This window comes from Thioalkalivibrio sulfidiphilus HL-EbGr7 (assembly GCF_000021985.1).
Taxonomy (GTDB): domain Bacteria; phylum Pseudomonadota; class Gammaproteobacteria; order Ectothiorhodospirales; family Ectothiorhodospiraceae; genus Thioalkalivibrio_A; species Thioalkalivibrio_A sulfidiphilus.
On sequence record NC_011901.1, the window covers coordinates 2,177,098 to 2,196,991 of the forward strand.

Here is a 19,894-nt window from a genome sequence, read left to right on the forward strand (position 1 = left end):
CGTGGGTCGGGCTTCAGCCCGACACAACGGTGTCCTGATCAGACTGCGATAGTCGGCCTGAAGTCCGACCTACAGAGTCTTGTCTCTGTGTCCTCTGTGACCTCTGCGGCTAAACAAGCTTTTCAACCAATCCGCGCCCGCAGAAACTCCGCGAGCCCGTCCCGCGGCACCGCCTGCTGTTCGCCGCCGGCCTCGCGCAGGGGCTTGACCAGGATGGTGCCCTCGGCCAGCTCCGACTCGCCGATGATCAGGGCGAGATCCGCGCCGCTGCGGTCGGCGCGCTTGATCTGGGCCTTGAAACCGCCGCCACCGCCGTTGACCACCAGGCGCAGGCCCGGCAGCGCATCGCGCAGGGACTCGGCCAGACGCAGGCCCTCGGCCTGGGTGCCCTCCCCGGCCAGGGCCAGGTAGGCGTGGGGTTTCGGTGCCGGCGGACGGGCACCACCCGCCTCCACCAGGGCCAGCAGACGTTCCAGGCCCATGGCGAAACCCGCCGCCGGGGTGGCCCGCCCGCCCAGCTGCTCCACCAGGCCATCATACCGGCCTCCGGCGCAGACCGTGCCCTGGGCGCCCAGGGACTCGGTGATCCATTCGAACACGGTCCGGCAGTAATAATCGAGTCCGCGCACCAGGGCCGGGTTCACCGTGAATTCGATGCCCGCCGCCGTGAGCAGGGCCTTCAGGCCCTCGAAGTGCGCCCGGGAGGCCTCATCCAGGTGGTCCAGCAGGCTGGGGGCACTCCTGATCACCTCGCGCATGGCGGGGTTCTTGCTGTCCAGGATGCGCAGCGGGTTGCTGTGCAGGCGCCGTCTGGCGTCCTCGTCCAGCACCTCGGCGTGGGCCTCGAAGTGCTGGACGAGCAGTGCCCGGTAGGCGGCACGGGCCTCGGTGGAACCCAGGGAGTTGATCTCCAGTCGCACGTCCTTCAGGCCCAGGACCCGCCACAGACGCGCGGTCAGGATGATCAGCTCGGCATCGATGTCGGGGCCGTCCATGCCGAAGGTCTCCACGCCGATCTGGTGGAACTGCCGGTAGCGGCCCTTCTGGGGACGCTCGTGGCGGAACATGGGGCCCATGTACCAGAGCCGCTGCTGCTGGTTGTGCAGCAGGCCGTGCTCGATGCCGGCGCGCACGCAGCCGGCGGTGCCCTCCGGACGCAGGGTCAGGCTGTCGCCGTTGCGATCCTCGAAGGTGTACATCTCCTTCTCGACGATGTCGGTGACCTCGCCGATGGAGCGGGCGAACAACTCCGTCTGCTCCACGATGGGCATGCGGATCTCTTCATAGCCGTAGCCGGCCAGCAGCTCGCGGGCGGCGGCTTCCAGCCACTGCCAGGCGGGGGTATCGGCGGGCAGCACGTCGTGCATGCCGCGAATGGATTGCAGGGTCTTGGACATGGTGTTCGGGGTCGTGATCCGGGAATGCGTACCCTGAGGCTCAGGGTCGTTCGAGGGTGAATCGGGCGGTGTTGTCGGTGCGGGCATGGCGCGCGGCATCGTAGCTGCTGCCATCGTGCTCGATGCGCACGCCCGGGGCGTTGCCCAGGAACACCCGGTAGGGAGGCACCCCTTCCAGGCGCCGCTCGGTGCCTTCGCGCATCAGCCCCACCAGCAGGCTTTCACCACGGGCGTCGCTGATCTCCACCCAGGAGTCCTCGGCGAAACGCAGCACGAGCACGCTGCCGTTCGCGGCTGGCGGGGTGGCCGGCGCCGGGGCGGGTGCAGGCTGAGCCCTCGGTGCTGGCGGGGGTGGCGCGGGTGTCGGGACCGGCAGAGATGCCGCGGGGGGCTCTTCCACGGGCATGTGGGTCTCGGGGAGCAAGGGCTCGGCGTCTCCTGCCAGGGGCGGCCGTGTTTCGGGGATCGCTGCATCGGGGATCGCTGCATCAGGTTCCGCGCGCAGGACCGGTTCCGGCGGGGCAGGCGTCTGCAGGGCCAGGGGCGCGCGGGTGGTCGGTTCCTCGTCACGGGCACCCGTGAGGACGTCCTGCCCCTCGAACCAGCCGTAGGCGATCAGGCCCGCCAGCGCCACCAGGATGAGCAGGCCCAGCAGATAAGGCGCCCGGCGGTGCCCCCGGTTCGCCGGCGCCACGCCGGATCGGGCCACGGCGGGCGGGACGTCGAGTTTGGGCTCGGACAGGCCCTGGGCATCGTAGGCCTCGATCAGGGGTGCGGCGTCGATGTTGAGGGCGCGGGCAGCGGCGCGCAGATAGCCACGCACGTAGGCCGGCTGGGGCAGGCTGTCGTAACGGTCCCCTTCTAGGTCCTCGATGAGCCCCACGCCCAGGTGCAAACGGCTGGCCAGTTCCCCGGTGCTGAGGCCCGCGGCCTCGCGGGCGCGGCGCAGTTCCGCGCCGGGTCCGGGTACCCGACGAACAGGTTCCTGGCCGGTGTCTGCGTCGCGCTCAGCGGCCACGTCGTTCCAGCTCCAGCAGCGCTGCGGTCTGGCGGGAATCCGGGAAACGCTCCTTCAGGCGCACGGAACAGTTGCCCGCCGCCTCGTGGTTGCGCATGGCGGTTTCCGCCTGGTAGCAGAGCCACAGGGTCTCGGCGGTGTGCTCCTGCTCGGCGGTGAAGCGCGACAGGAAGGCGCGGGTCTGCAGGTAGCGCTCCGCCTGGAAGGTCAGGCGCGCCATCTCCAGCAGGGCCGGGGTGTAGCGCGGGTTGTTGTCCAGGGCGCGGCGCAGGTATTCCTCCGCCTTGGCGTTATCACCGGTCTCCATTACGCACACGCCGGCATTGGTCAGGGCCTGCTCCGGTGTCCGGTAGAAGGGATTGGCCAGTGCCTTGTCGAAGGCGCGCTGGGCGTCGGCCTTGCGGCCCTGGGCGCACAGGAAGCTGCCGTAGTTGTTCCAGGTGAAGGAGTCTTCCGCGTCCAGTTCCAGGGCGCGCTTGAAGTGACGCTCGGCGTTCTCGGGGTTGTTGAGCCGGACCTGCAGCAGCGCGAAGGCGCTGTGGGCCTGGGAATAGCGCGGATCGACCTCCAGCGCCCGGTTCAGGTTGATGCGTGCCTGCTCCAGGTTGTTGTTGGACAGGTAGTGCAGGCCCAGGTCCACGTTGATGGCGGCGGCACGCCGGTCACGCTCGCGGCTCTCGGTGGTGGGCTGTGAGGCGCAGCCGCCCAGCAGCAGGGCAAGCAGCAATCCAAACAGGGTCCAGCGGTGCCACGAGACATGCATCATGGTGCGGTTCCTCCGGTTCCTTCGAGACGTGCAAAACGCAGCGCACGGCGGCTGCGGTCGGCCACCTTGCCCACCAGCTGGCCACAGGCGGCGTCGATGTCGTCACCCCGGGTGCGGCGGGTGATGGTGGTGTAGCCGGCGTTGGCCAGCATCTCCTGGAAGCGCCGGATGGCGGCATCCCCGGAACGACGATAGCGGGTCTCCGGGAAGGGATTGAAGGGGATCAGGTTGATCTTGCAGGGCACGTCACGCAGCAGGGCGATCAGCTGCCGGGCGTGCTCCGGGCTGTCGTTGACCCCTTCCAGCATCACGTATTCGAAGGTGATGCGCTGGTGGTGGCGCTCCTCGCGCACATAGCGCCGGCAGGCGTCCAGCAGTTCGGCGATGGGGTACTTGCGATTGATGGGCACCAGCTCGTCGCGCAGGGCGTCGTTGGGCGCATGCAGGCTCACCGCCAGGGCTACGTCCAGGGTCTCCTTGAGGCGGTCCATGGCAGGCACGATGCCCGAGGTGCTCAGGGTCACCCGGCGCTTGCTCAGGCCGTAGGCGTTGTCGTCGAGCATCAGGCGCATGGCATCAACCACGTTGTCGAAGTTGAGCAGCGGCTCGCCCATGCCCATGAGCACCACGTTGCTCACCACGCGCTCCGGGGCCTTGCCAGCCACGGTGCGCTCCGGCGCCAAGCGGCGGTTGGCCAGCCACAGCTGGCCGACGATCTCGGCGCTCGAGAGGTTGCGGTTGAAACCCTGGCGGGCCGTGGAACAGAAGGTGCAGTCCAGGGCGCAGCCCACCTGGGAGGAGACGCACAGGGTGCCGCGGTCCTTCTCCGGGATGAACACCGTTTCGATGCAGTTGCCGTCGTCCAGGCGCAGCAGCCACTTGTGGGTGCCGTCGGCGGAGGCCTGGTCATAGACCACCTCTGGGGCACGGATCTCCGCCACCTGGGCCAGACGCTCGCGCAGCGCCTTGGACAGGTCGGTCATGTCCTGGAAGTCTTCCACCCAGTGCTGGTGTATCCATTTCAGCACCTGTACAGCGCGAAAAGGCTTCTCCCCCATGGCGGTGAAGAAGCCTTCCAGCTGTTGCCGGGTCATGCCCAGCAGATTGGTCTTCGGGCTGTCAGTCATCGGGTACTCGCTACCTCCGCCCTGCGACATCCTGACCGGAGCACACCGGCGGCTTGCACAGGGCCGCCGCCGGCGTGTCGGGTGCTCAGCGCGTGCGGGCGCAGATCTCTTCGGGCTTGAAGAAGAACGCGATCTCTTTGCCGGCATTCTCCAGGCTGTCGGAACCGTGCACGGCGTTCTCGTCGATGCTCTCGGCGAAGTCGGCGCGGATGGTGCCGGGAGCGGCGTCCTTGGGGTTGGTGGCGCCCATGATGTCACGATGCAGGGCCACGGCGTTCTCGCCTTCCAGCGCCTGCACGATCACAGGGCCGCTGATCATGAAGTCCACCAGGTCCTTGAAGAAGGGACGCTCCTTGTGCACGGCGTAGAAGCCTTCGGCCTGCTCGCGGGACAGGTGCATCATGCGGGCGGCGACGATCTTCAGACCGGCCTTCTCGAAACGGGTGTAGATCTCGCCGATCACGTTCTTGGCGACGGCATCGGGCTTGATGATGGACAGGGTGCGTTCAACGGCCATGGTAAAGACTCCGGACAGAAGTTTTGAAAGTTCAAATGACAAACCCGCGTGGTCGCGCGGGTTTGTCGTGAATCGGCTCAGGTGACGACGGATGCGGGTACTGGCACCCCAACCCACCACAATCCGGCCATTTTAACCGTCCGGACAGGGGTTTGGCAAAGGGGCTGTGGCTGAGCAGCAAGCGGAGAGGCCCAAGGGCTGAATGGACGAGGCCCACTTGGCAGGTCGGCCTTCAGACCGACAGGCGAGGCTTCGGTGGACTGCGGCGTCGGCCTGAAGGCCGACCTACGGGTCACACACCTCTCGCCTGACACCTATCCCCTCACGCTCATCCCTTCTCCTCGATCCACGCCATCTGCACCGCTTCCAGGATCCGTTCGCCGCAGTGGGCGGGATCGTCGTCGAAGCCGTCCAGTTCCATGATCCAGTTGCGCAGGTCCACGAAATTGACCCGGGTGGGGTCCACGTCGGGATGTTCTTCGTCAAGGGCGATGGCGATGTCGAGGGTGTCGGTCCACTTCATGGCGTGACTCCGGATCAGTGATGTTCGGAGACCTGGTTGATGGTGTACTTGGGCAGCTCCACCACCAGGTCCTTGTCGTCCACCCGCGCCTGGCAGGAGAGGCGGGAGTCCGGCTCCAGGCCCCAGGCCTTGTCGAGCATGTCCTCCTCGTCCTCGGTGGGGTCCTCCAGGGACTCACCGCCTTCGCGCACGTACACGTGGCAGGTGGTGCAGGCGCAGGACTTCTCGCAGGCGTGTTCGATCTCGATGCCGTGGGCGAGCGCGGCGTCGCAGATGGTGGTGCCGGGCTCGACATCGATCACGGCGCCTTCCGGGCAGATGTCCTCGTGGGGCAGAAAGATGATCTGGGGCATGGTGATCTCGTTGCTGTCAGTGTCTTGTGCGGCCGGGATGTCTGCGTGCCCCCGGCCACCGATTCATTGGGACCTTACTCGAATTCTTCAACCCGGTGACCGGCCATGGCCTTGCGGATGCTCTGGTTCATGCGCCGGGCGACGAAGTCCTCACCGGCCTTCTCCACGCCCTGGATGGCACGCTTGATGGTCTCGGCGTCGCCGTCGGCGCGGGCGGCCACCAGGCGCTCCCGGGCCGCGTCGATGGCCTGGCGTTCGGCGGCCTCCAGCAGCGCCTCGCCGTCGGCGGCCAGGGCCGCGTCCAGGGCCTCGATGACCCGGTCGGCTTCCACCTGCTGTTCACGCAGGCGGCGGGCCTCCATGTCCTCGCGGGCATGGCTCATGGAATCCCGCAGCATGGTCTCGATCTCGTTGTCGGTGAGCCCGTAGGAGGGTTTCACCTCGATGGCCGCATGGGCGCCGCTCAGCTCCTCCCGGGCGCTGACATTGAGCAGTCCGTCGGCATCCACCTGGAAGGTGACCCGGATGCGCGCCGCGCCGGCCACCATGGGCGGGATGCCGCGCAGGGTGAAGCGGGCCAGGGAGCGGTTGTGGTCCACCACGTCGCGCTCTCCCTGCACCACGTGCAGCGCCATGGCGGTCTGGCCATCCTTGAAGGTGGTGAATTCCTGGGCCCGGGCCACGGGGATGGTGGTGTTGCGCGGGATGATGTGCTCCACCAGGCCGCCCATGGTCTCGATGCCGAGCGACAGGGGGATCACGTCCAGCAGCAGCATCTCCTCGTCGGGCTTGTTGCCGGCCAGCACGTCCGCCTGCAGCGCGGCACCCACGGCCACCACCCGGTCCGGGTCGATGTCCACCCGGGGCTCGCGGCCGAAGAATTCCGCCACCCGCTGGCGCACGTGGGGCACCCGGGTGGAACCGCCCACCATGACCACGTCGATCACCTCGTCCCGCTCCACGCCGGCGTCGCGCAGGGCGCGGCGGCAGGCGGCCAGGGTCTTGTTGATGAGCGGCTCGATCAGGCAGTTCATCTGCTCGCAGGTGATGCAGCCATTCCACACCTGGTCGCCGGCCACCTGGATGCTCAGCTCGGTCTCGTCGCTGTCGCTGAGCGCCTCCTTGGCGGCGCAGGCGTCCATCATCAGCTTGCGCATGCGCTGGTGATCGGACTCGCCGGCCATGCCGGCCTCCTGCATGATCCACTCGGCGATGGCGCGGTCGAAGTCGTCGCCGCCCAGGGCACTGTCGCCGCCGGTGGCCAGCACCTGGAACACGCCCTTGGACAGGCGCAGGATGGAGATGTCGAAGGTGCCGCCGCCCAGGTCATAGACCGCAATGACCCCTTCCTGGCCCTTGTCCAGGCCATAGGCGATGGCCGCCGCCGTGGGCTCGTTGAGCAGGCGGAACACGTTGAGGCCCGCCAGGGTGGCGGCATCCTTGGTGGCCTGGCGCTGGGCGTCGTCGAAATAGGCAGGCACGGTGATCACCGCACCGGACAGTTCACCGCCCAGGCTCGCCTCGGCGCGCTCGCGCAGCACCCTCAGGATCTCGGCGGAGACCTGCACCGGGGTCACATCGCCGCCGGCGGTGCGGATGCGCGGCACGCCACCCTCGCCTGCCACGAATTCATAGGGGATGTGGCCGTTGAGGGTCTTCAGATCCTCCACGCCACGGCCCATCAGGCGTTTCACCGAGGCGATGGTGTTGAGCGGGTCCAGGGCGGCGCGGCGCTTGGCCTCGTGGCCCACGGTCACGCCGTCGGCACTGTAATGCACCACGGAAGGCAAGAGGTGCCTGCCCTCCGCATCGGGCAGGGTCTCGGCCACACCGCTGCGCACCGAGGCCACCAGGGAATTGGTGGTACCCAGGTCGATGCCCACCGCGAGCCGGTGCTCGTGGGGGTTGGTGGACATGCCGGGTTCGGAGATCTGCAACAGGGCCATGAATTAAATCTCTAGAGACAAGAGGCAAGTGGCAAGATACAAGTGCCTACACGCCACCCGCACCTCGTAGGGTTTCAAAGCAATTCGTCTTCGAGGCGCTCGGCGGTGCGCCTGGCCTCGTCGCGCAGCTTGTCGTAGAAGCGCATCTTCAGCACCAGGGTCTTCGCCTCGTCCACACGATCCGCATCGAGGGCCTCGGCGAACTGCGCCGAGAGGGCCTTGCGGCGGGCAGCGATGTCACCGCTCAGGGCATCCAGCCGGCCCAGGGGGTCGGCGGCCTCGGGCGCCTCCTCCAGGGCCTCGCGCAGTTCCATCTGCTCCATGAGGAAGACCGGATCACTGGCGGTATCGCGCTCGTCGTTGAACTCCACGCCCTGGAGGGTCAACAGGTAGCGGGCGCGGCGGGTGTCGTCCTTCAGGGTGGCGTAGGCCTCGTTGACCCAGGCCGCACCCTGCACCGCGAGGCGCCGTTCCTGATCACCGGACTGGGCAAAGCGATCCGGGTGCAGCTGCCCCTGGAGTCGCCGGTAGGCGTCCTCCAGGGCGGCCCGGTCAAGCGCAAAGCCCACCGGCAGACCCATCAGTTCGAAATGGTTCTGACTGAAGTCCAGGTTCACGGGGATCACCGGCGCGCCATGCGCCTCAGACGTTGAAGCTCTCGCCGCAGCCACAACGGTCCTTCTCGTTGGGGTTGTTGAACTTGAAACCCTCGTTGAGGCCTTCGCGGGCGAAGTCCAGCTCCGTGCCTTCCAGGTACACCAGGCTCTTGGGATTGACGATCACCTTGACGCCCTTGTCCTCGAACACGGTATCGCCCTCGTCCAGCTCATCGGCGAACTCGATGACATAGGCCATGCCGGAGCAACCGGTGGTCCGCACGCCCAGGCGCAGGCCCAGCCCCTTGCCACGCTTGGCAAGGAAGGTCTTGACGCGGTCCGCGGCGCTTTCGGTCAGTGTGATGGCCATGATGACTCCTAACTCGTCTTGCTACGTCTGGTGTTGATACGCGCTGTTTGTGCTCAGGTCACGCCAGGAAAACCGCTCAGGCGGTCTTCTTGGCGGGCTCCTCGGCGCCGGACTTCTGCTTGAAGTCGGCGATGGCCGCCTTGATGGCGTCCTCGGCCAGCACCGAGCAGTGAATCTTCACCGGCGGCAGCGCCAGCTCCTCGGCAATCTGCGTGTTCTTGATCGCAGCCGCCTCATCCAGCGTCTTGCCCTTCACCCACTCCGTCAGCAGGCTCGAACTGGCAATCGCCGAACCGCAGCCGTAGGTCTTGAACTTGGCATCCTCGATCACGCCCTCGGCGTTGACCCTGATCTGCAGCTTCATCACGTCGCCACAGGCCGGCGCGCCCACCATGCCCGTGCCCACGCTCGGGTCCGCCTTGTCCAGGGACCCCACGTTGCGGGGATTCTCATAGTGATCCAGCACTTTGTCGCTGTAAGCCATACTTCACCTCCAGGTTTGTCTTTGCGTCCTCTCCGCACCTTGGGGAGGACGAACAAGCATCAGTCAGCAGAGACAAGTTCCTAGATCCAAGAGGCAAGAAAAAACGGGGTTACTTGTCTCTTGCCTCTTGTCTCTTGTCTCTATGGGTGGCGCCTAATGCGCCACCCACTGCACACTCTTCAGGTCCACCCCTTCCTGGTACATCTCCCACAGGGGCGAGAGCTCGCGCAGCTTCGCCACCGCGTTCTTCACCAGGTCGATGGTGTAGTCCACCTCCTCACTCGTGGTGTAGCGGCCCATGGAGAAGCGGATCGAGCTGTGCGCCAGCTCGTCATCCCGGCCCAGGGCACGCAGCACGTAGCTGGGTTCCAGGCTCGCGCTGGTGCAGGCCGAACCCGAACTCACCGCGATGTCCTTGAGCGCCATGATCAGGCTCTCGCCCTCCACGAAGTTGAACGAGACGTTGAGGTTGTGCGCCACGCGCCGCTCCAGGTCACCGTTCAGGTACACCTCGTCCATGTCCGAGAGGCCCGTCCACAGGCGGTCGCGCAGCATGCGAATGCGCTCCACCTCGGCACCCATCTCCTCGCGGGCGATGCGAAACGCCTCGCCCATGCCCACGATCTGGTGCGGGGCGAGCGTCCCGGAACGCATGCCGCGCTCGTGACCGCCGCCGTGCATCTGCGCCTCGATGCGCACCCGCGGCTTCCTGCGCACGTACAGCGCGCCGATGCCCTTGGGGCCGTAGGTCTTGTGGGCCGAGAAGCTCATCAGGTCCACCGGCAGCCTCGACAGGTCGATGGCCACCTTGCCGGTGGACTGCGCCGCGTCCACGTGCAGCAGTACGCCACGCTCCCGGGTCAGGTTGCCGATCGCCTCGATGTCCTGGATCACGCCGATCTCGTTGTTCACGTGCATCACCGACACCAGCACCGTGTCCTCGCGAATGGCGGCTTTCAGCACCTCCAGGTCCATCAGGCCGTTGGACTGCACGTCCAGGTAGGTGACCTCGAAACCCTCGCGCTCCAGCTGCCGGCAGGTGTCCAGCACCGCCTTGTGCTCGGTCTTCACGGTGATCAGGTGACGGCCCTTCTTCTGGTAGAAGTGCGCCGCGCCCTTGATGGCCAGGTTGTTGGCCTCGGTGGCGCCGCTGGTCCAGACGATCTCCCGGGGGTCGGCTCCCACCAGCTCGGCCACCTGCTCACGGGCGCGCTCCACCGCCTTCTCCGCGTCCCAGCCGAACACGTGGGAACGCGACGCCGGGTTGCCGAAGATGCCGCCGCGGGTCAGGTACTTGGCCATCTCCTCGGCCACGCGCTCGTCCACCGGCGTGGTCGCGGAATAGTCCAGGTAGATGGGGGTCTTGATATCGCTCACTGCGCTTTCCTCTCTGGTTCGATACGGTGCCCGTACACTCCGGGCTGCGTCAGCCGTTCCGGATCACTCGGCCCGGAACGACTCGGCACGCCGGGCGAGCAGCACGCGCTGCCCCACCTGACGGTCCTGACGGGCGGCCACTTCCTGGACACCGTTGCGGGCCATGACATCGGCCAGGGTGATGTTGGTGAGAAACTGCCGGATCTGGTCGCTCAGGTCAGACCACAGGTCGTGGGTCAGGCAGCGCTGGTTGTTCTGGCAGTCGGCGGCGCCACCGCAGCGGGTGGTGTCCACCTTCTCGTCCACCGCCGCGATCACATCGGCGATGGCGGTCTTGTCCGCGGGACGGCTCAGGGAGTAACCACCGCCGGGGCCCCGGGTGCTCACCACCAGGCCCTGCTTGCGCAGGCGGGCGAACAGTTGCTCCAGGTAAGACAGTGAGATACCCTGCCGATGTGAAATATCGGCCAGGGAGATCGGTCCCTGTTCGTTATGGATGGCCAGGTCGAGCATCGCCGTTACGGCATAGCGTCCCTTGGTTGTCAGCCTCATGTCCTGTTCCTCTTGCCTGTAATTCCCTGCCTCGAAACCGGGTTCCTCGGCATTGACCTGTGGATCTTAGCAATAACCTAGAAAAAAGGTCAAGTATTACCCTGCCCCGGATCCGGGTTGCCTGGGTGTCTCTTCCGGATGGCTCTCCACGGTCTCCTCCAGCCCCTCCATGTCCCGGGCATCCAGTTCCGGGATATGGGAGTCGTCCACGTCCGCGCCCAGCTGCTTCAGGGCATGGCTGGTCTCGTCCACCCGCTGGTCCAGGGTGTGCAGGTGATCCAGGATGCGGTTGATGGCATTGGCGATGGGGTCCGGCATCTCCTTGGACAGGCCGTAGGCGTCAAAACCCATGCGCTCGGCCATGACCTCCCGACGGCGCTCTTCCTCGTCGCGCTTGGAGATCACCCGCCCCGGGATGCCCACCACCGTGGCCCCTTTGGGCACGTCCTTGAGCACCACCGCGTTGGACCCCACCCGGGCGTCGGCGCCGATGGTGATGGGACCCAGGATCTTGGCCCCTGCACCCACCACCACCCGGTCGCCCAGGGTGGGATGGCGCTTGCCCTTCTCCCAGCTGGTGCCACCCAGGGTGACGCCGTGGTAAACGGTGCAGTCCTCGCCGATCTCGGCGGTCTCGCCGATCACCACGCCCATGCCATGGTCGATGAAGAAACGCCGGCCGATGCGGGCGCCGGGATGGATCTCGATGCCCGTGAGCCAGCGCCCCAGGTAGGAGATCCAGCGGGCCAGCCACAGCAGGCGCCGCTGCCACAGGACATGGCTCAGGCGATGCATCCACAGGGCATGGATGCCCGGATAGGTGGTCAGCACCTCGAAGGTGTTGCGGGCGGCCGGATCACGGTCGAAGACGCAGCGGATGTCTTCCTTCAGGCGTTCAAACATGGGCGCTTCCCGTCATGGGGATAATTCCTGAGTTGATTAGTAAGAAATTATACAGGTTCATGACGCACCGTCACAGGGCACAGTAGCGGCTGGCTAGCGGCGCGGTCCTTTCTCGGCCGCCGTCAGGATACCCCGCAGGATGTTCACCTCGCTCACAGTGGGCACCGCCCGGCCGTAGAGCCGGCGCAGCCGGCGTAACAGATGCCGGGGGTTGTTCGGGTCGAGGAAGTCCAGGTGAATCAGGGCGCGCTCCAGGTGGGCGTAGAAATCCTCCAGGGCCTCGGCGCTGGCGGGCTGGTCTTCCGGGGCCAGGTCCGCGCTGGTGTCCACCGCCGGCGCCTGCCGCTCCAGGGCCGCCATGCGCAACTCGTAACTCAGCACCTGCACGGCGGCCGCGAGATTCAGCGAGCTGTAGGCCTCGTTGGCGGGGATGGTCACCAAGGAATGGCAACGGTCCAGTTCCTCGTTGCTCAGGCCGCTCTGCTCCCGGCCGAACAGCAGCGCCACCGGCCTCTGGGCGGCTGCCTCGATGAGCGCGGCGGCCGCCTCGCGGGGATTGAGCTGGGGCCAGCGCAGGCTGCGCTGCCGGGCGCTGGTGCCCATCACCAGCCGGCAGCCGGTCAGGGCCTCATCCAGGTCCTCGTAGACGGGCGTGCCAGCCAGCAGGTCGTCGGCGCCGGAGGCCATGGCGGTGGCCTCCGCGCTGGGATAACGCACCGGACTGACCAGGCGCAGGTCCGAGAGACCCATGGTCTTCATGGCCCGGGCGCTGGCGCCGATGTTGCCGGGGTGGGAGGTCTGGATCAGGACGATCCGCAGCCGATCGAGTACATTCATCGTATTCAACTTGTTGGGAACTGTGGGCTTGTGTATCGTTCGCCATCTCGACGCGGCAGCCGCCGCGTCCTTCTTTCATAATCCGTCTCGGGGAACATCCCAATGCAGCCGATGCTCAACATCGCGGTCAAGGCCGCCCGTGCCGCCGGCCAGGTCATCGTCCGTCACGTCGGGCGCCTGGAAGGCCTCACGGTGCAGAACAAACAGCCCAACGACTTCGTCAGCGAGGTGGATCATCTGGCCGAGCGCGAGATTATACGCGTCATCCAGCGCGCCTACCCGGATCACGCCATCCTCGCCGAGGAGAGCGGCGGCCAGGGCAGGAGCGACTACGAGTGGATCATCGACCCCCTGGACGGCACCACCAACTTCCTGCACGACTTCCCGCAATTCGCGGTCTCCATCGCCCTGCGCCATCAGGGCCGGCTGGAGCAGGCCGTGGTCTACGATCCGGTCAAGGAAGAGCTGTTCTCCGCCTCCCGGGGCGGTGGCGCGACCCTCAACAACCGGCGGGTTCGGGTCACGACGCTGAAGGACCTCAACGGCGCCCTGCTGGGCACCGGCATCCCGTTTCGCGAGGACCAGGACCTGGATGCCTACCTGAAGACGCTGCGCGCCCTGCTGCCGGGCACCGCCGGCGTGCGCCGCGCCGGTTCCGCCGCCCTGGACCTGGCCTACGTGGCCGCCGGACGCCTGGACGGCTTCTGGGAATATGGCCTCAATCCCTGGGACATGGCCGCCGGCCTGCTGCTGGTCCAGGAGGCCGGAGGCCTGGTGGGCACGCCCGACGGCGGCCACGACGTGATGGCCCGCGGCGATGTGGTGGCCGCCGGCCCGAAGGTCTTCAAGGCGATGCTGCAGCGGCTGGCCCAGGCGCGCTGAACTGCAATTCAAAATTCAAGATTCAAAATTCAAAGGGGGCGGCCTCGGGCCCCCCTTTGTCTTTCTCTAAGACATATCCATTTGGATTTTTTGGGTTTTTCCCTTTGAATCTTGAATTTTGAATCTTGAATTGCCTTCCCCCTTCCTTGCGCATTCACAAAACTGTGTTATACAAGAGCAACCCGCAGAAACACTCGGGTTTTCCCGGTGGCGCGCCATACCCATAAACCACAAGCGCCACAACGACGGGACACATTGAGGGAGTCCAATGAACAGAATCCTGCTGAGCCTGGCGGCACCGCCCCTTGCGGTGTGCCATTACGGCTGCGCGAGGCGTTGTGCCGCCCCTATCGGGGCGTTCTGGCTGACCGGCATCGTCGGTCTTGTCTACGGGGGCCTGGGTGGTCCGCTCAACAACGGCTCGGTGGCCTGGTGGGTGGTGGGGATCGGGGTGTTGCTGTGGGGGGTGGCCGCGATCTGGACCCTGCTCACGGTGCAGGGGGTCGATGACGACCGGAGCCGCGTCAGCGGCAGCAACCGCTTGTGCCAGGCGCTGGCCGGCTCGGGCAGCCGGCTCGACGAAAGCGATCCCCTGGAAGAGGTGGAACGTTCAAGGCGTGAGGAGTAAGGCGTCAGGACTGAGGCATTTCACGCCTATCGCCTATCCCCTCACACCCCAATCAGGGCCGCCCTTCCTCCGGGGTATCCTCGCCTTCCTTCTTCACCGGCAGCATCACCGTGCGGTCCACGCCCATGACCAGGGCCAGTGCAGCGGCGATGTAGATGGATGAGTAGGTACCCACCAGCACGCCGATGATCAGGGCCAGGGCGAAGCCGTTGATCACCGCACCGCCCAAGAAGAACAGGGCCAGCAGCACCAGCAGCGTGGTCACACCCGTCATGATGGTACGTGAAAGTGTCTGGTTGACTGCCTTGTTCATCACCTGCTCGGCATTTTCCTTACGCAGCTTGCGGAAGTTCTCCCGGATACGGTCGTAGACCACGATGGTGTCGTTGAGCGAATAACCGATCACTGCCAGCACGGCGGCCAGGACCGAGAGATCAAACTCCTTCTGCAGCAGAGCGAAGATACCCAGGGTGATGATCACGTCATGGGCCAGCGCCAGCACGGCACCCACCGAGAAGCGCCACTCGAAGCGCAACGCCACGTAGATCAGGATGCCGAACAGGGCATAGAGCATGGCCAGTCCGCCCTGCTCGCGCAGTTCCTCACCCACCTGGGGTCCGACGAACTCCACCCGGCGCATGTCCACACCGTTGTCAGCACCGGCGCGCAGCAACCTGAGCACCTCGTTGGACAGGTCGGCGGTGTTCTCGCCCTCCCGCGGCGCGAGACGGATGAGGACATCCTGAGAAGTGCCAAAGTACTGCACGATGGCACGACCGTAGCCACCGGCATCCAGCTGCTCGCGCACCTGCTCGAGCTCTACCGGTTCCGGGTACCCCACCTCGATCACCGTGCCACCGGTGAAGTCGATACCGAAATTGAGCCCGCGTGTTGCGATGAGAACGATGGACCCGATGATCAACAGCGCCGACACGGCCAGCCACAGACGGCGCTGACCCATGAAGTTGATGTTGGCGTTGGCGAAATTCAGCATGGAGTGCGCTCCGCGCTCAGATGGCCAGCGCCTTGATGCGGCGCCGGCGACCATAGATGAGGTTGATGATGGCCCGTGTGACCAGGATGGCCGTGAACATGGAGATCACGATACCGATGGACAGGGTGATGGCGAAGCCCTTGATGGGGCCAGTACCGAACATGAACAGCACCAGGGCCGCGATCAGGGTGGTGATGTTGGCATCCACGATGGTGGAGAAGGCGCGGTCGTAACCGGAAGCGATAGCCGCCTGGGGCGAGTTGCCGTTACGCAGCTCTTCACGGATACGTTCGAAGATCAGTACGTTGGCATCCACTGCCATGCCCACGGTGAGCACGATACCGGCGATGCCCGGCAGGGTCAGGGTCGCCTGCAGCATGGATAGCACCGAGACGATCAGCACCAGGTTGAGCGCCAGGGCCACGTTGGCCACCAGGCCGAACACCCGGTAGTAGAGCGCCATGAAGATCAGCACCAGGATGAAGCCGATCACCACGGAGTTAAAACCGCGCTCGATGTTGTCGCGACCCAGGCTCGGGCCCACGGTGCGCTCCTCGACGATGGTCATGGGCGCGGCCAGGGCACCGGCACGCAGCAGCAGGGCCAGGTTGCGGGCCTCGCGGGTGCTCTCAAGGCCTGTGATCTGGAAGCGCCGTCCCAGTTGATCCTGGATGCGCGCCACGTTGATGACCTCCTCGGTGCGGGTGGTACGGCGCACCATCTCGCCGTTTTCCTCCACCGTCTCGGTCTTGGTCTCGATGAACACCGTGCCCATCAGGCGGCCGATGTTCTCGCCGGTCACCCGGCTGAAGATGCGCGCACCCTGGGCATCCAGGTTGATGAACACCGCAGGGCCGCCACTGTCCTGGGCGATACCGGAAGCGGCATCAACGATGTAATCGCCGGTGAGCATCACCTGGCGGCGCAGCAGCACCGGGTTGCCGTTGCGCTCCCGGTACAGGCGCGAGGCGGAGGGCACGCGTCCGGTGGCGGCGGCCTCGAAGGGGTCGTTCTCCTCGTCCACCAGGCGGAATTCCAGGGTGGCGGTGGCGCCCAGGATCTCCTTGGCACGCGCGGTGTCCTGCACGCCGGGCAACTGCACGACGATACGATCCTCACCCTGCTGCTGGATGATGGGCTCGGCCACGCCCAACTCGTTCACGCGGTTGCGCAGGGTGGTGATGTTCTGCTGCAGGGCCAGGCGGCGCTGGTCCGTGAGGGTGTCCTGGGTCAGACTGGCGATGAGCAGGAACACTTCGCCGGCCTGATCGCTACGGAAGTCCAGGTCGCCCCGGTACTCCCGGCGCAGGAAATCACCGGCCTGATCCCGTTCGGCGGCATCGCGGAAACGCACCACCACGCCCTCGCTGGCCCGCTCCACGGACAGGTACCGGATGCGCTCGTCTCGCAGCAGGCTGCGGAACTCGCCTACGTAGCGTTCATGGGAGGCGGTGACCACCGCCGCCATGTCCACTTCCATGAGGAAGTGCACACCGCCGCGCAGGTCCAGGCCCAGGGACATGGGCCGGGCGTTGAAGGTCCGCAGCCAGTCGGGCGTGGCCGGCGCCAGGTTCAGGGCCACCACGTTCTGGGTGCCCATGAGCGCGGTGCGCAGGATATCCGCGGCCTGCAGCTGGTCATCGGTGTTATCGAAGCGCAGCAGCACGTGCTGACCGTCGTACTCCACCCCGGTCTTGGGGTTCAGCCCCCGCCCCGCCAGCACCGCCTCCACCTGTCGACGGGTGGCCTCATCCACCTCGTCGGTGGTGGTGTTGGAGATCTGCACCGCCGGATCCTCCGGGTAGAGGTTCGGCATGGCATACAGGGCACCCACCGCCACGACCACGACGATGAGCAGGTATTTCCACAGGGGGTACTGGTTGATCATGGGGCGTCCGAAAGCGGGTTCTTGACGGGCCGGGGGACCTTATTGCAGCAGGCCGATCAGGCGTCCTTCATGGTGCCCTTGGGCATCACGGCGGCCACGGCCGTGCGCTGCACGGTCACCTGCACGCCATTGGCCACCTCGATGCGGATGAAGTTCTCTTCCAGTTCCACGATGCGGCCCAGCAGACCGCCACCGGTCACCACCTCGTCTCCCTTGGACAGGGATTCCACCATGGCGCGGTGTTCCTTGGCGCGCTTGGTCTGGGGGCGGATGATCAGGAAGTACATGATCGCGAAGAAGATGGCGATCATGATCAGGAATTCGAAACCGCCGCCGCCCTGGGCCTGGCCGCTCTGGGCTGCCGCATCCGCGATGAAGAAATTCATGCTCGGGACTCCTTAGTTATTAAGTGTTCAGTCGGGTCTGGATGTGCGCAAAGGCCGGTATTATGGCACAGACGGTACCGCTTGCGAGCGGCGCCCGTAGAACTCCGCCACCCAGGCCTCCAGACGGCCCTCGGCGATGGCCCCGCGCAGTTCCCGCATCAGGGTCTGGTAGTAATGCAGGTTGTGGATGGTGTTGAGCCGGGCGCCGAGGATCTCGTTGCACTTGTCCAGATGCTTGAGGTAGGCCCGGGAGTAGTTTCGGCAGGTGTAGCAGTCGCAACTCTCGTCGATGGGGCCGGTATCGGTACGGAAGCGGCTGTTGCGAATGCGCATGACCCCTTCGCGGGTGTAGAGAAAGCCGTTGCGGGCGTTGCGGGTGGGGATCACGCAGTCGAACATGTCCACGCCCCGGCGCACCGCCTCGACGATGTCCTCGGGCTTGCCCACGCCCATGAGATAGCGGGGCCGCTCGGCGGGCATCTCGGGCATCAGGTGGTCCAGCACGTGATGGCGCTCCTCCATGCCCTCCCCCACGGACAGCCCGCCGATAGCGTAGCCGTCGAAACCCACGTCCACCAGCCCTTCCAGAGACCGGCTGCGCAGGGCCGGGTACATGCCTCCCTGGACGATGCCGAACAGGGCCGAGGGGCTGTCGCCGTGGGCCACCTTGGAGCGGGCTGCCCAGCGCAGGGACAGTTCCATGGATTCCCGGGCCTGGTCCTCCGTGGCCGGATAGGGGGTGCACTCGTCGAAGATCATAACGATGTCGGAACCCAGTGCCCGCTGCACGTCCATGGAGCGCTCCGGGGTGAGCAGGATCTCGGAACCGTCTACCGGCGAGCGGAACTTGACGCCTTCTTCGGTAATCTTGCGCAGATCAGCGAGGGAAAATACCTGAAAACCGCCGGAATCCGTCAGGATGGGCTTCTCCCAGTGCATGAAGTCGTGCAGGTCTCCGTGCAGCTGGATCACCTCGGTGCCCGGGCGCAGCATCAGGTGGAAGGTGTTGCCCAGAATGATCTCGGCGCCGATGCCCTCCAGTTCCTCCGGGGTCATGGCCTTGACCGTGCCGTAGGTACCCACGGGCATGAAGGCCGGCGTCTCCACCGTGCCCCGGGGAAAACTCAGCCGTCCCCGCCGTGCCGCCCCGTCATTGGCGATCAGCTCAAATTTCATGGTCAAACCGAGGCCTTTCACCCCGCCCGCTTGTCTCTTGCATCTTGTCACTTGCCTCTTGGGGCCCTATAAACATCGCATCCCCATAACTGAAGAAGCGATAGCGCTCGGCCACCGCATGACGGTAGGCCTGCATCACCGGTTCGTAGCCGGCGAAAGCGGACACCAACATCAGCAGGGTGGACTCGGGCAGGTGGAAATTGGTCACCAGGGCATCCACCACCCGGAAGGTGTACCCCGGGGTGATGAACAGCCGGGTGTCACCGGAGAAGGGTTTGAGTTCCCCGTCGGCTGCCGCGGACTCCAGGCTGCGCACCGCCGTGGTACCCACCGCCACCACCCGCCCGCCCCGGGCCCGGCAGGCGGCCACCTGGTCGCAGACCTGCGTGCTCACCTCGGTCCATTCCGCGTGCATCACGTGCCTGCTCACGTCCTCGACGCGCACCGGCTGGAAGGTGCCCGCACCCACGTGCAGGGTCACGGCGGCGGTCTCGACCCCGCGCGCGCGCATGCGCGCCATGATGTCCGCATCGAAGTGCAGCCCCGCCGTGGGCGCCGCCACTGCCCCCGGCCGGCTGGCGAACACGGTCTGGTAACGGTCCCGGTCCTCGGCGGCATCGGGGCGCTCGATGTAGGGCGGCAGGGGCATGTGGCCATGGCGCTCCAGCAATTCGATCACGGGCAGGTCCCCGGCAAACCACAGACAGAAGAGATCGCCCTCGCGGCCTTCCACCACGGCCTCAAGAGCCTCCTCCAGCCACAGCACCACCCCCTCCCCCGGGGACTTGCTGGCACGCACGTGGGCCAGCACCCGGTGCTCGTCCAGCACCCGCTCCACCAGCACCTCCACCCGCCCGCCGGTGTCACGCTTGACCCCCAGCAGACGGGCCGGGATCACCCGGGTGTCGTTGAACACCAGCAGGTCCCCGGGATTGAGCAGATCCGGCAGGTCCCGGAACCTGCGGTCCGCGAGCGCCCCCGTGTCCCGGTCCAGGCACAGCAGCCGGGAGGCGGAACGTTCCGCCAGGGGCCGCTGGGCAATCAGTTCCGGCGGCAATTCATAATGAAAATCGCTCAAACGCATGGCGCGCGATGTTATCAGATGATACGGGAGGGTATTGGAGGGAAAGCGGCCCAGGCCAGTCCTTGCCACTCGCCACTTGCCACTGCCCTA

22 protein-coding genes are annotated in these 19,894 nt (G+C 66.1%); 2 read left to right on the plus strand and 20 right to left on the minus strand.

The genetic code is table 11. The features are described 5' to 3' along the window. Positions 1-122: 122 nt before the first annotated feature. The 15 genes from hisS to TGR7_RS10325 form a co-directional block, all read right to left on the minus strand. A complete protein-coding gene (gene hisS / locus TGR7_RS10255) occupies positions 123-1,397 on the minus strand; it encodes a histidine--tRNA ligase (protein WP_012638607.1) in 1,275 nt (424 codons plus the stop codon). Positions 1,398-1,437: 40 nt separating this feature from the next. Beyond that, the gene (locus tag TGR7_RS10260; protein WP_012638608.1) at positions 1,438-2,415 is read right to left on the minus strand and encodes a helix-turn-helix domain-containing protein; all 978 of its coding nucleotides are present in this window, start codon (positions 2,413-2,415) and stop codon (positions 1,438-1,440) included. Further along, positions 2,405-3,181: a type IV pilus biogenesis/stability protein PilW gene (gene pilW, locus TGR7_RS10265; protein WP_012638609.1), complete on the minus strand. Its 777-nt coding sequence runs from the start codon at positions 3,179-3,181 to the stop codon at positions 2,405-2,407. The genes TGR7_RS10260 and pilW overlap by 11 nt, the downstream gene beginning before the upstream one ends. Next, the gene (gene rlmN / locus TGR7_RS10270; RefSeq protein WP_012638610.1) at positions 3,178-4,308 is read right to left on the minus strand and encodes a dual-specificity RNA methyltransferase RlmN; all 1,131 of its coding nucleotides are present in this window, start codon (positions 4,306-4,308) and stop codon (positions 3,178-3,180) included. Before rlmN ends, pilW begins: the two co-directional genes overlap by 4 nt. Positions 4,309-4,393: 85 nt before the next feature. Next, the gene (gene ndk / locus TGR7_RS10275) at positions 4,394-4,825 is read right to left on the minus strand and encodes a nucleoside-diphosphate kinase (protein ID WP_012638611.1); all 432 of its coding nucleotides are present in this window, start codon (positions 4,823-4,825) and stop codon (positions 4,394-4,396) included. Positions 4,826-5,153: 328 nt separating this feature from the next. Beyond that, positions 5,154-5,348, minus strand: coding sequence for a Fe-S cluster assembly protein IscX (iscX, locus tag TGR7_RS10280; protein WP_012638612.1), 195 nt, complete (start codon positions 5,346-5,348; stop codon positions 5,154-5,156). A 14-nt stretch (positions 5,349-5,362) separates the two neighbouring features. Further along, positions 5,363-5,701: an ISC system 2Fe-2S type ferredoxin gene (gene fdx, locus TGR7_RS10285; RefSeq protein WP_012638613.1), complete on the minus strand. Its 339-nt coding sequence runs from the start codon at positions 5,699-5,701 to the stop codon at positions 5,363-5,365. Between the two features lie 74 nt (positions 5,702-5,775). Beyond that, the gene (hscA, locus tag TGR7_RS10290) at positions 5,776-7,647 is read right to left on the minus strand and encodes a Fe-S protein assembly chaperone HscA (protein ID WP_012638614.1); all 1,872 of its coding nucleotides are present in this window, start codon (positions 7,645-7,647) and stop codon (positions 5,776-5,778) included. A 74-nt stretch (positions 7,648-7,721) separates the two neighbouring features. Then, positions 7,722-8,264 carry a Fe-S protein assembly co-chaperone HscB gene (gene hscB, locus TGR7_RS10295; protein ID WP_245522975.1) on the minus strand — a complete coding sequence of 181 codons (543 nt, stop codon included), beginning with the start codon at positions 8,262-8,264 and terminating at the stop codon, positions 7,722-7,724. Positions 8,265-8,289: 25 nt separating this feature from the next. Then, positions 8,290-8,613 carry an iron-sulfur cluster assembly protein IscA gene (gene iscA / locus TGR7_RS10300; protein ID WP_012638616.1) on the minus strand — a complete coding sequence of 108 codons (324 nt, stop codon included), beginning with the start codon at positions 8,611-8,613 and terminating at the stop codon, positions 8,290-8,292. Positions 8,614-8,689: 76 nt separating this feature from the next. Continuing rightward, positions 8,690-9,097: a Fe-S cluster assembly scaffold IscU gene (gene iscU / locus TGR7_RS10305; protein WP_012638617.1), complete on the minus strand. Its 408-nt coding sequence runs from the start codon at positions 9,095-9,097 to the stop codon at positions 8,690-8,692. A 153-nt stretch (positions 9,098-9,250) separates the two neighbouring features. Next, on the minus strand, positions 9,251-10,474 hold the full coding sequence (locus TGR7_RS10310; protein WP_012638618.1) for an IscS subfamily cysteine desulfurase: 1,224 nt from the start codon (positions 10,472-10,474) through the stop codon (positions 9,251-9,253). A gap of 63 nt (positions 10,475-10,537) precedes the next feature. Next, a complete protein-coding gene (gene iscR / locus TGR7_RS10315; protein WP_012638619.1) occupies positions 10,538-11,026 on the minus strand; it encodes a Fe-S cluster assembly transcriptional regulator IscR in 489 nt (162 codons plus the stop codon). Positions 11,027-11,122: 96 nt separating this feature from the next. Continuing rightward, positions 11,123-11,929, minus strand: a complete 807-nt coding sequence (gene cysE / locus TGR7_RS10320; protein ID WP_012638620.1) for a serine O-acetyltransferase — start codon at positions 11,927-11,929, stop codon at positions 11,123-11,125. A 93-nt stretch (positions 11,930-12,022) separates the two neighbouring features. Then, entirely contained in the window at positions 12,023-12,766 is a 744-nt protein-coding gene (locus TGR7_RS10325) for an RNA methyltransferase (RefSeq protein ID WP_012638621.1), read from the minus strand. A gap of 102 nt (positions 12,767-12,868) precedes the next feature. On the opposite strand from TGR7_RS10325, the gene TGR7_RS10330 reads away from it, so the two are divergent. Together TGR7_RS10330 and TGR7_RS10335 are read left to right on the plus strand one after the other, a co-directional pair. Then, on the plus strand, positions 12,869-13,648 hold the full coding sequence (locus tag TGR7_RS10330; RefSeq protein WP_012638622.1) for an inositol monophosphatase family protein: 780 nt from the start codon (positions 12,869-12,871) through the stop codon (positions 13,646-13,648). Between the two features lie 268 nt (positions 13,649-13,916). Continuing rightward, positions 13,917-14,276 carry a hypothetical protein gene (locus TGR7_RS10335; protein WP_012638623.1) on the plus strand — a complete coding sequence of 120 codons (360 nt, stop codon included), beginning with the start codon at positions 13,917-13,919 and terminating at the stop codon, positions 14,274-14,276. Positions 14,277-14,328: 52 nt separating this feature from the next. On the opposite strand, the gene secF is transcribed toward TGR7_RS10335, so the two are convergent. The 5 genes from secF to queA are packed head-to-tail and all read right to left on the minus strand — an operon-like array spanning position 14,329 to position 19,804. Further along, positions 14,329-15,270, minus strand: coding sequence for a protein translocase subunit SecF (gene secF / locus TGR7_RS10340; protein WP_012638624.1), 942 nt, complete (start codon positions 15,268-15,270; stop codon positions 14,329-14,331). 16 nt (positions 15,271-15,286) lie between these two features. Beyond that, positions 15,287-17,158, minus strand: coding sequence for a protein translocase subunit SecD (gene secD / locus TGR7_RS10345; protein ID WP_012638625.1), 1,872 nt, complete (start codon positions 17,156-17,158; stop codon positions 15,287-15,289). 56 nt (positions 17,159-17,214) lie between these two features. Then, entirely contained in the window at positions 17,215-17,544 is a 330-nt protein-coding gene (yajC, locus tag TGR7_RS10350; protein ID WP_012638626.1) for a preprotein translocase subunit YajC, read from the minus strand. 60 nt (positions 17,545-17,604) lie between these two features. Continuing rightward, positions 17,605-18,720, minus strand: coding sequence for a tRNA guanosine(34) transglycosylase Tgt (gene tgt, locus TGR7_RS10355; protein WP_012638627.1), 1,116 nt, complete (start codon positions 18,718-18,720; stop codon positions 17,605-17,607). After that, positions 18,710-19,804 (minus strand): tRNA preQ1(34) S-adenosylmethionine ribosyltransferase-isomerase QueA, encoded by a 1,095-nt coding sequence (gene queA, locus TGR7_RS10360; protein ID WP_012638628.1) that lies wholly within the window; start codon positions 19,802-19,804, stop codon positions 18,710-18,712. The genes tgt and queA overlap by 11 nt, the downstream gene beginning before the upstream one ends. Positions 19,805-19,894: the final 90 nt, after the last annotated feature.

Excerpts from the sequence above, each read along its gene's own strand:
- hisS (WP_012638607.1), bottom strand. The coding sequence starts at position 1,397 with ATGTCCAAGACCCTGCAATCCATTCGCGGCATGCACGACGTGCTGCCC.
- pilW (WP_012638609.1), bottom strand. The coding sequence starts at position 3,181 with ATGATGCATGTCTCGTGGCACCGCTGGACCCTGTTTGGATTGCTGCTT.
- rlmN (WP_012638610.1), bottom strand. The coding sequence starts at position 4,308 with ATGACTGACAGCCCGAAGACCAATCTGCTGGGCATGACCCGGCAACAG.
- ndk (WP_012638611.1), bottom strand. The coding sequence starts at position 4,825 with ATGGCCGTTGAACGCACCCTGTCCATCATCAAGCCCGATGCCGTCGCC.
- iscX (WP_012638612.1), bottom strand. The coding sequence starts at position 5,348 with ATGAAGTGGACCGACACCCTCGACATCGCCATCGCCCTTGACGAAGAA.
- fdx (WP_012638613.1), bottom strand. The coding sequence starts at position 5,701 with ATGCCCCAGATCATCTTTCTGCCCCACGAGGACATCTGCCCGGAAGGC.
- hscA (WP_012638614.1), bottom strand. The coding sequence starts at position 7,647 with ATGGCCCTGTTGCAGATCTCCGAACCCGGCATGTCCACCAACCCCCAC.
- iscA (WP_012638616.1), bottom strand. The coding sequence starts at position 8,613 with ATGGCCATCACACTGACCGAAAGCGCCGCGGACCGCGTCAAGACCTTC.
- iscU (WP_012638617.1), bottom strand. The coding sequence starts at position 9,097 with ATGGCTTACAGCGACAAAGTGCTGGATCACTATGAGAATCCCCGCAAC.
- iscR (WP_012638619.1), bottom strand. The coding sequence starts at position 11,026 with ATGAGGCTGACAACCAAGGGACGCTATGCCGTAACGGCGATGCTCGAC.
- cysE (WP_012638620.1), bottom strand. The coding sequence starts at position 11,929 with ATGTTTGAACGCCTGAAGGAAGACATCCGCTGCGTCTTCGACCGTGAT.
- TGR7_RS10325 (WP_012638621.1), bottom strand. The coding sequence starts at position 12,766 with ATGAATGTACTCGATCGGCTGCGGATCGTCCTGATCCAGACCTCCCAC.
- TGR7_RS10330 (WP_012638622.1), top strand. The coding sequence starts at position 12,869 with ATGCAGCCGATGCTCAACATCGCGGTCAAGGCCGCCCGTGCCGCCGGC.
- TGR7_RS10335 (WP_012638623.1), top strand. The coding sequence starts at position 13,917 with ATGAACAGAATCCTGCTGAGCCTGGCGGCACCGCCCCTTGCGGTGTGC.
- secF (WP_012638624.1), bottom strand. The coding sequence starts at position 15,270 with ATGCTGAATTTCGCCAACGCCAACATCAACTTCATGGGTCAGCGCCGT.
- secD (WP_012638625.1), bottom strand. The coding sequence starts at position 17,158 with ATGATCAACCAGTACCCCCTGTGGAAATACCTGCTCATCGTCGTGGTC.
- yajC (WP_012638626.1), bottom strand. The coding sequence starts at position 17,544 with ATGAATTTCTTCATCGCGGATGCGGCAGCCCAGAGCGGCCAGGCCCAG.
- tgt (WP_012638627.1), bottom strand. The coding sequence starts at position 18,720 with ATGAAATTTGAGCTGATCGCCAATGACGGGGCGGCACGGCGGGGACGG.
- queA (WP_012638628.1), bottom strand. The coding sequence starts at position 19,804 with ATGCGTTTGAGCGATTTTCATTATGAATTGCCGCCGGAACTGATTGCC.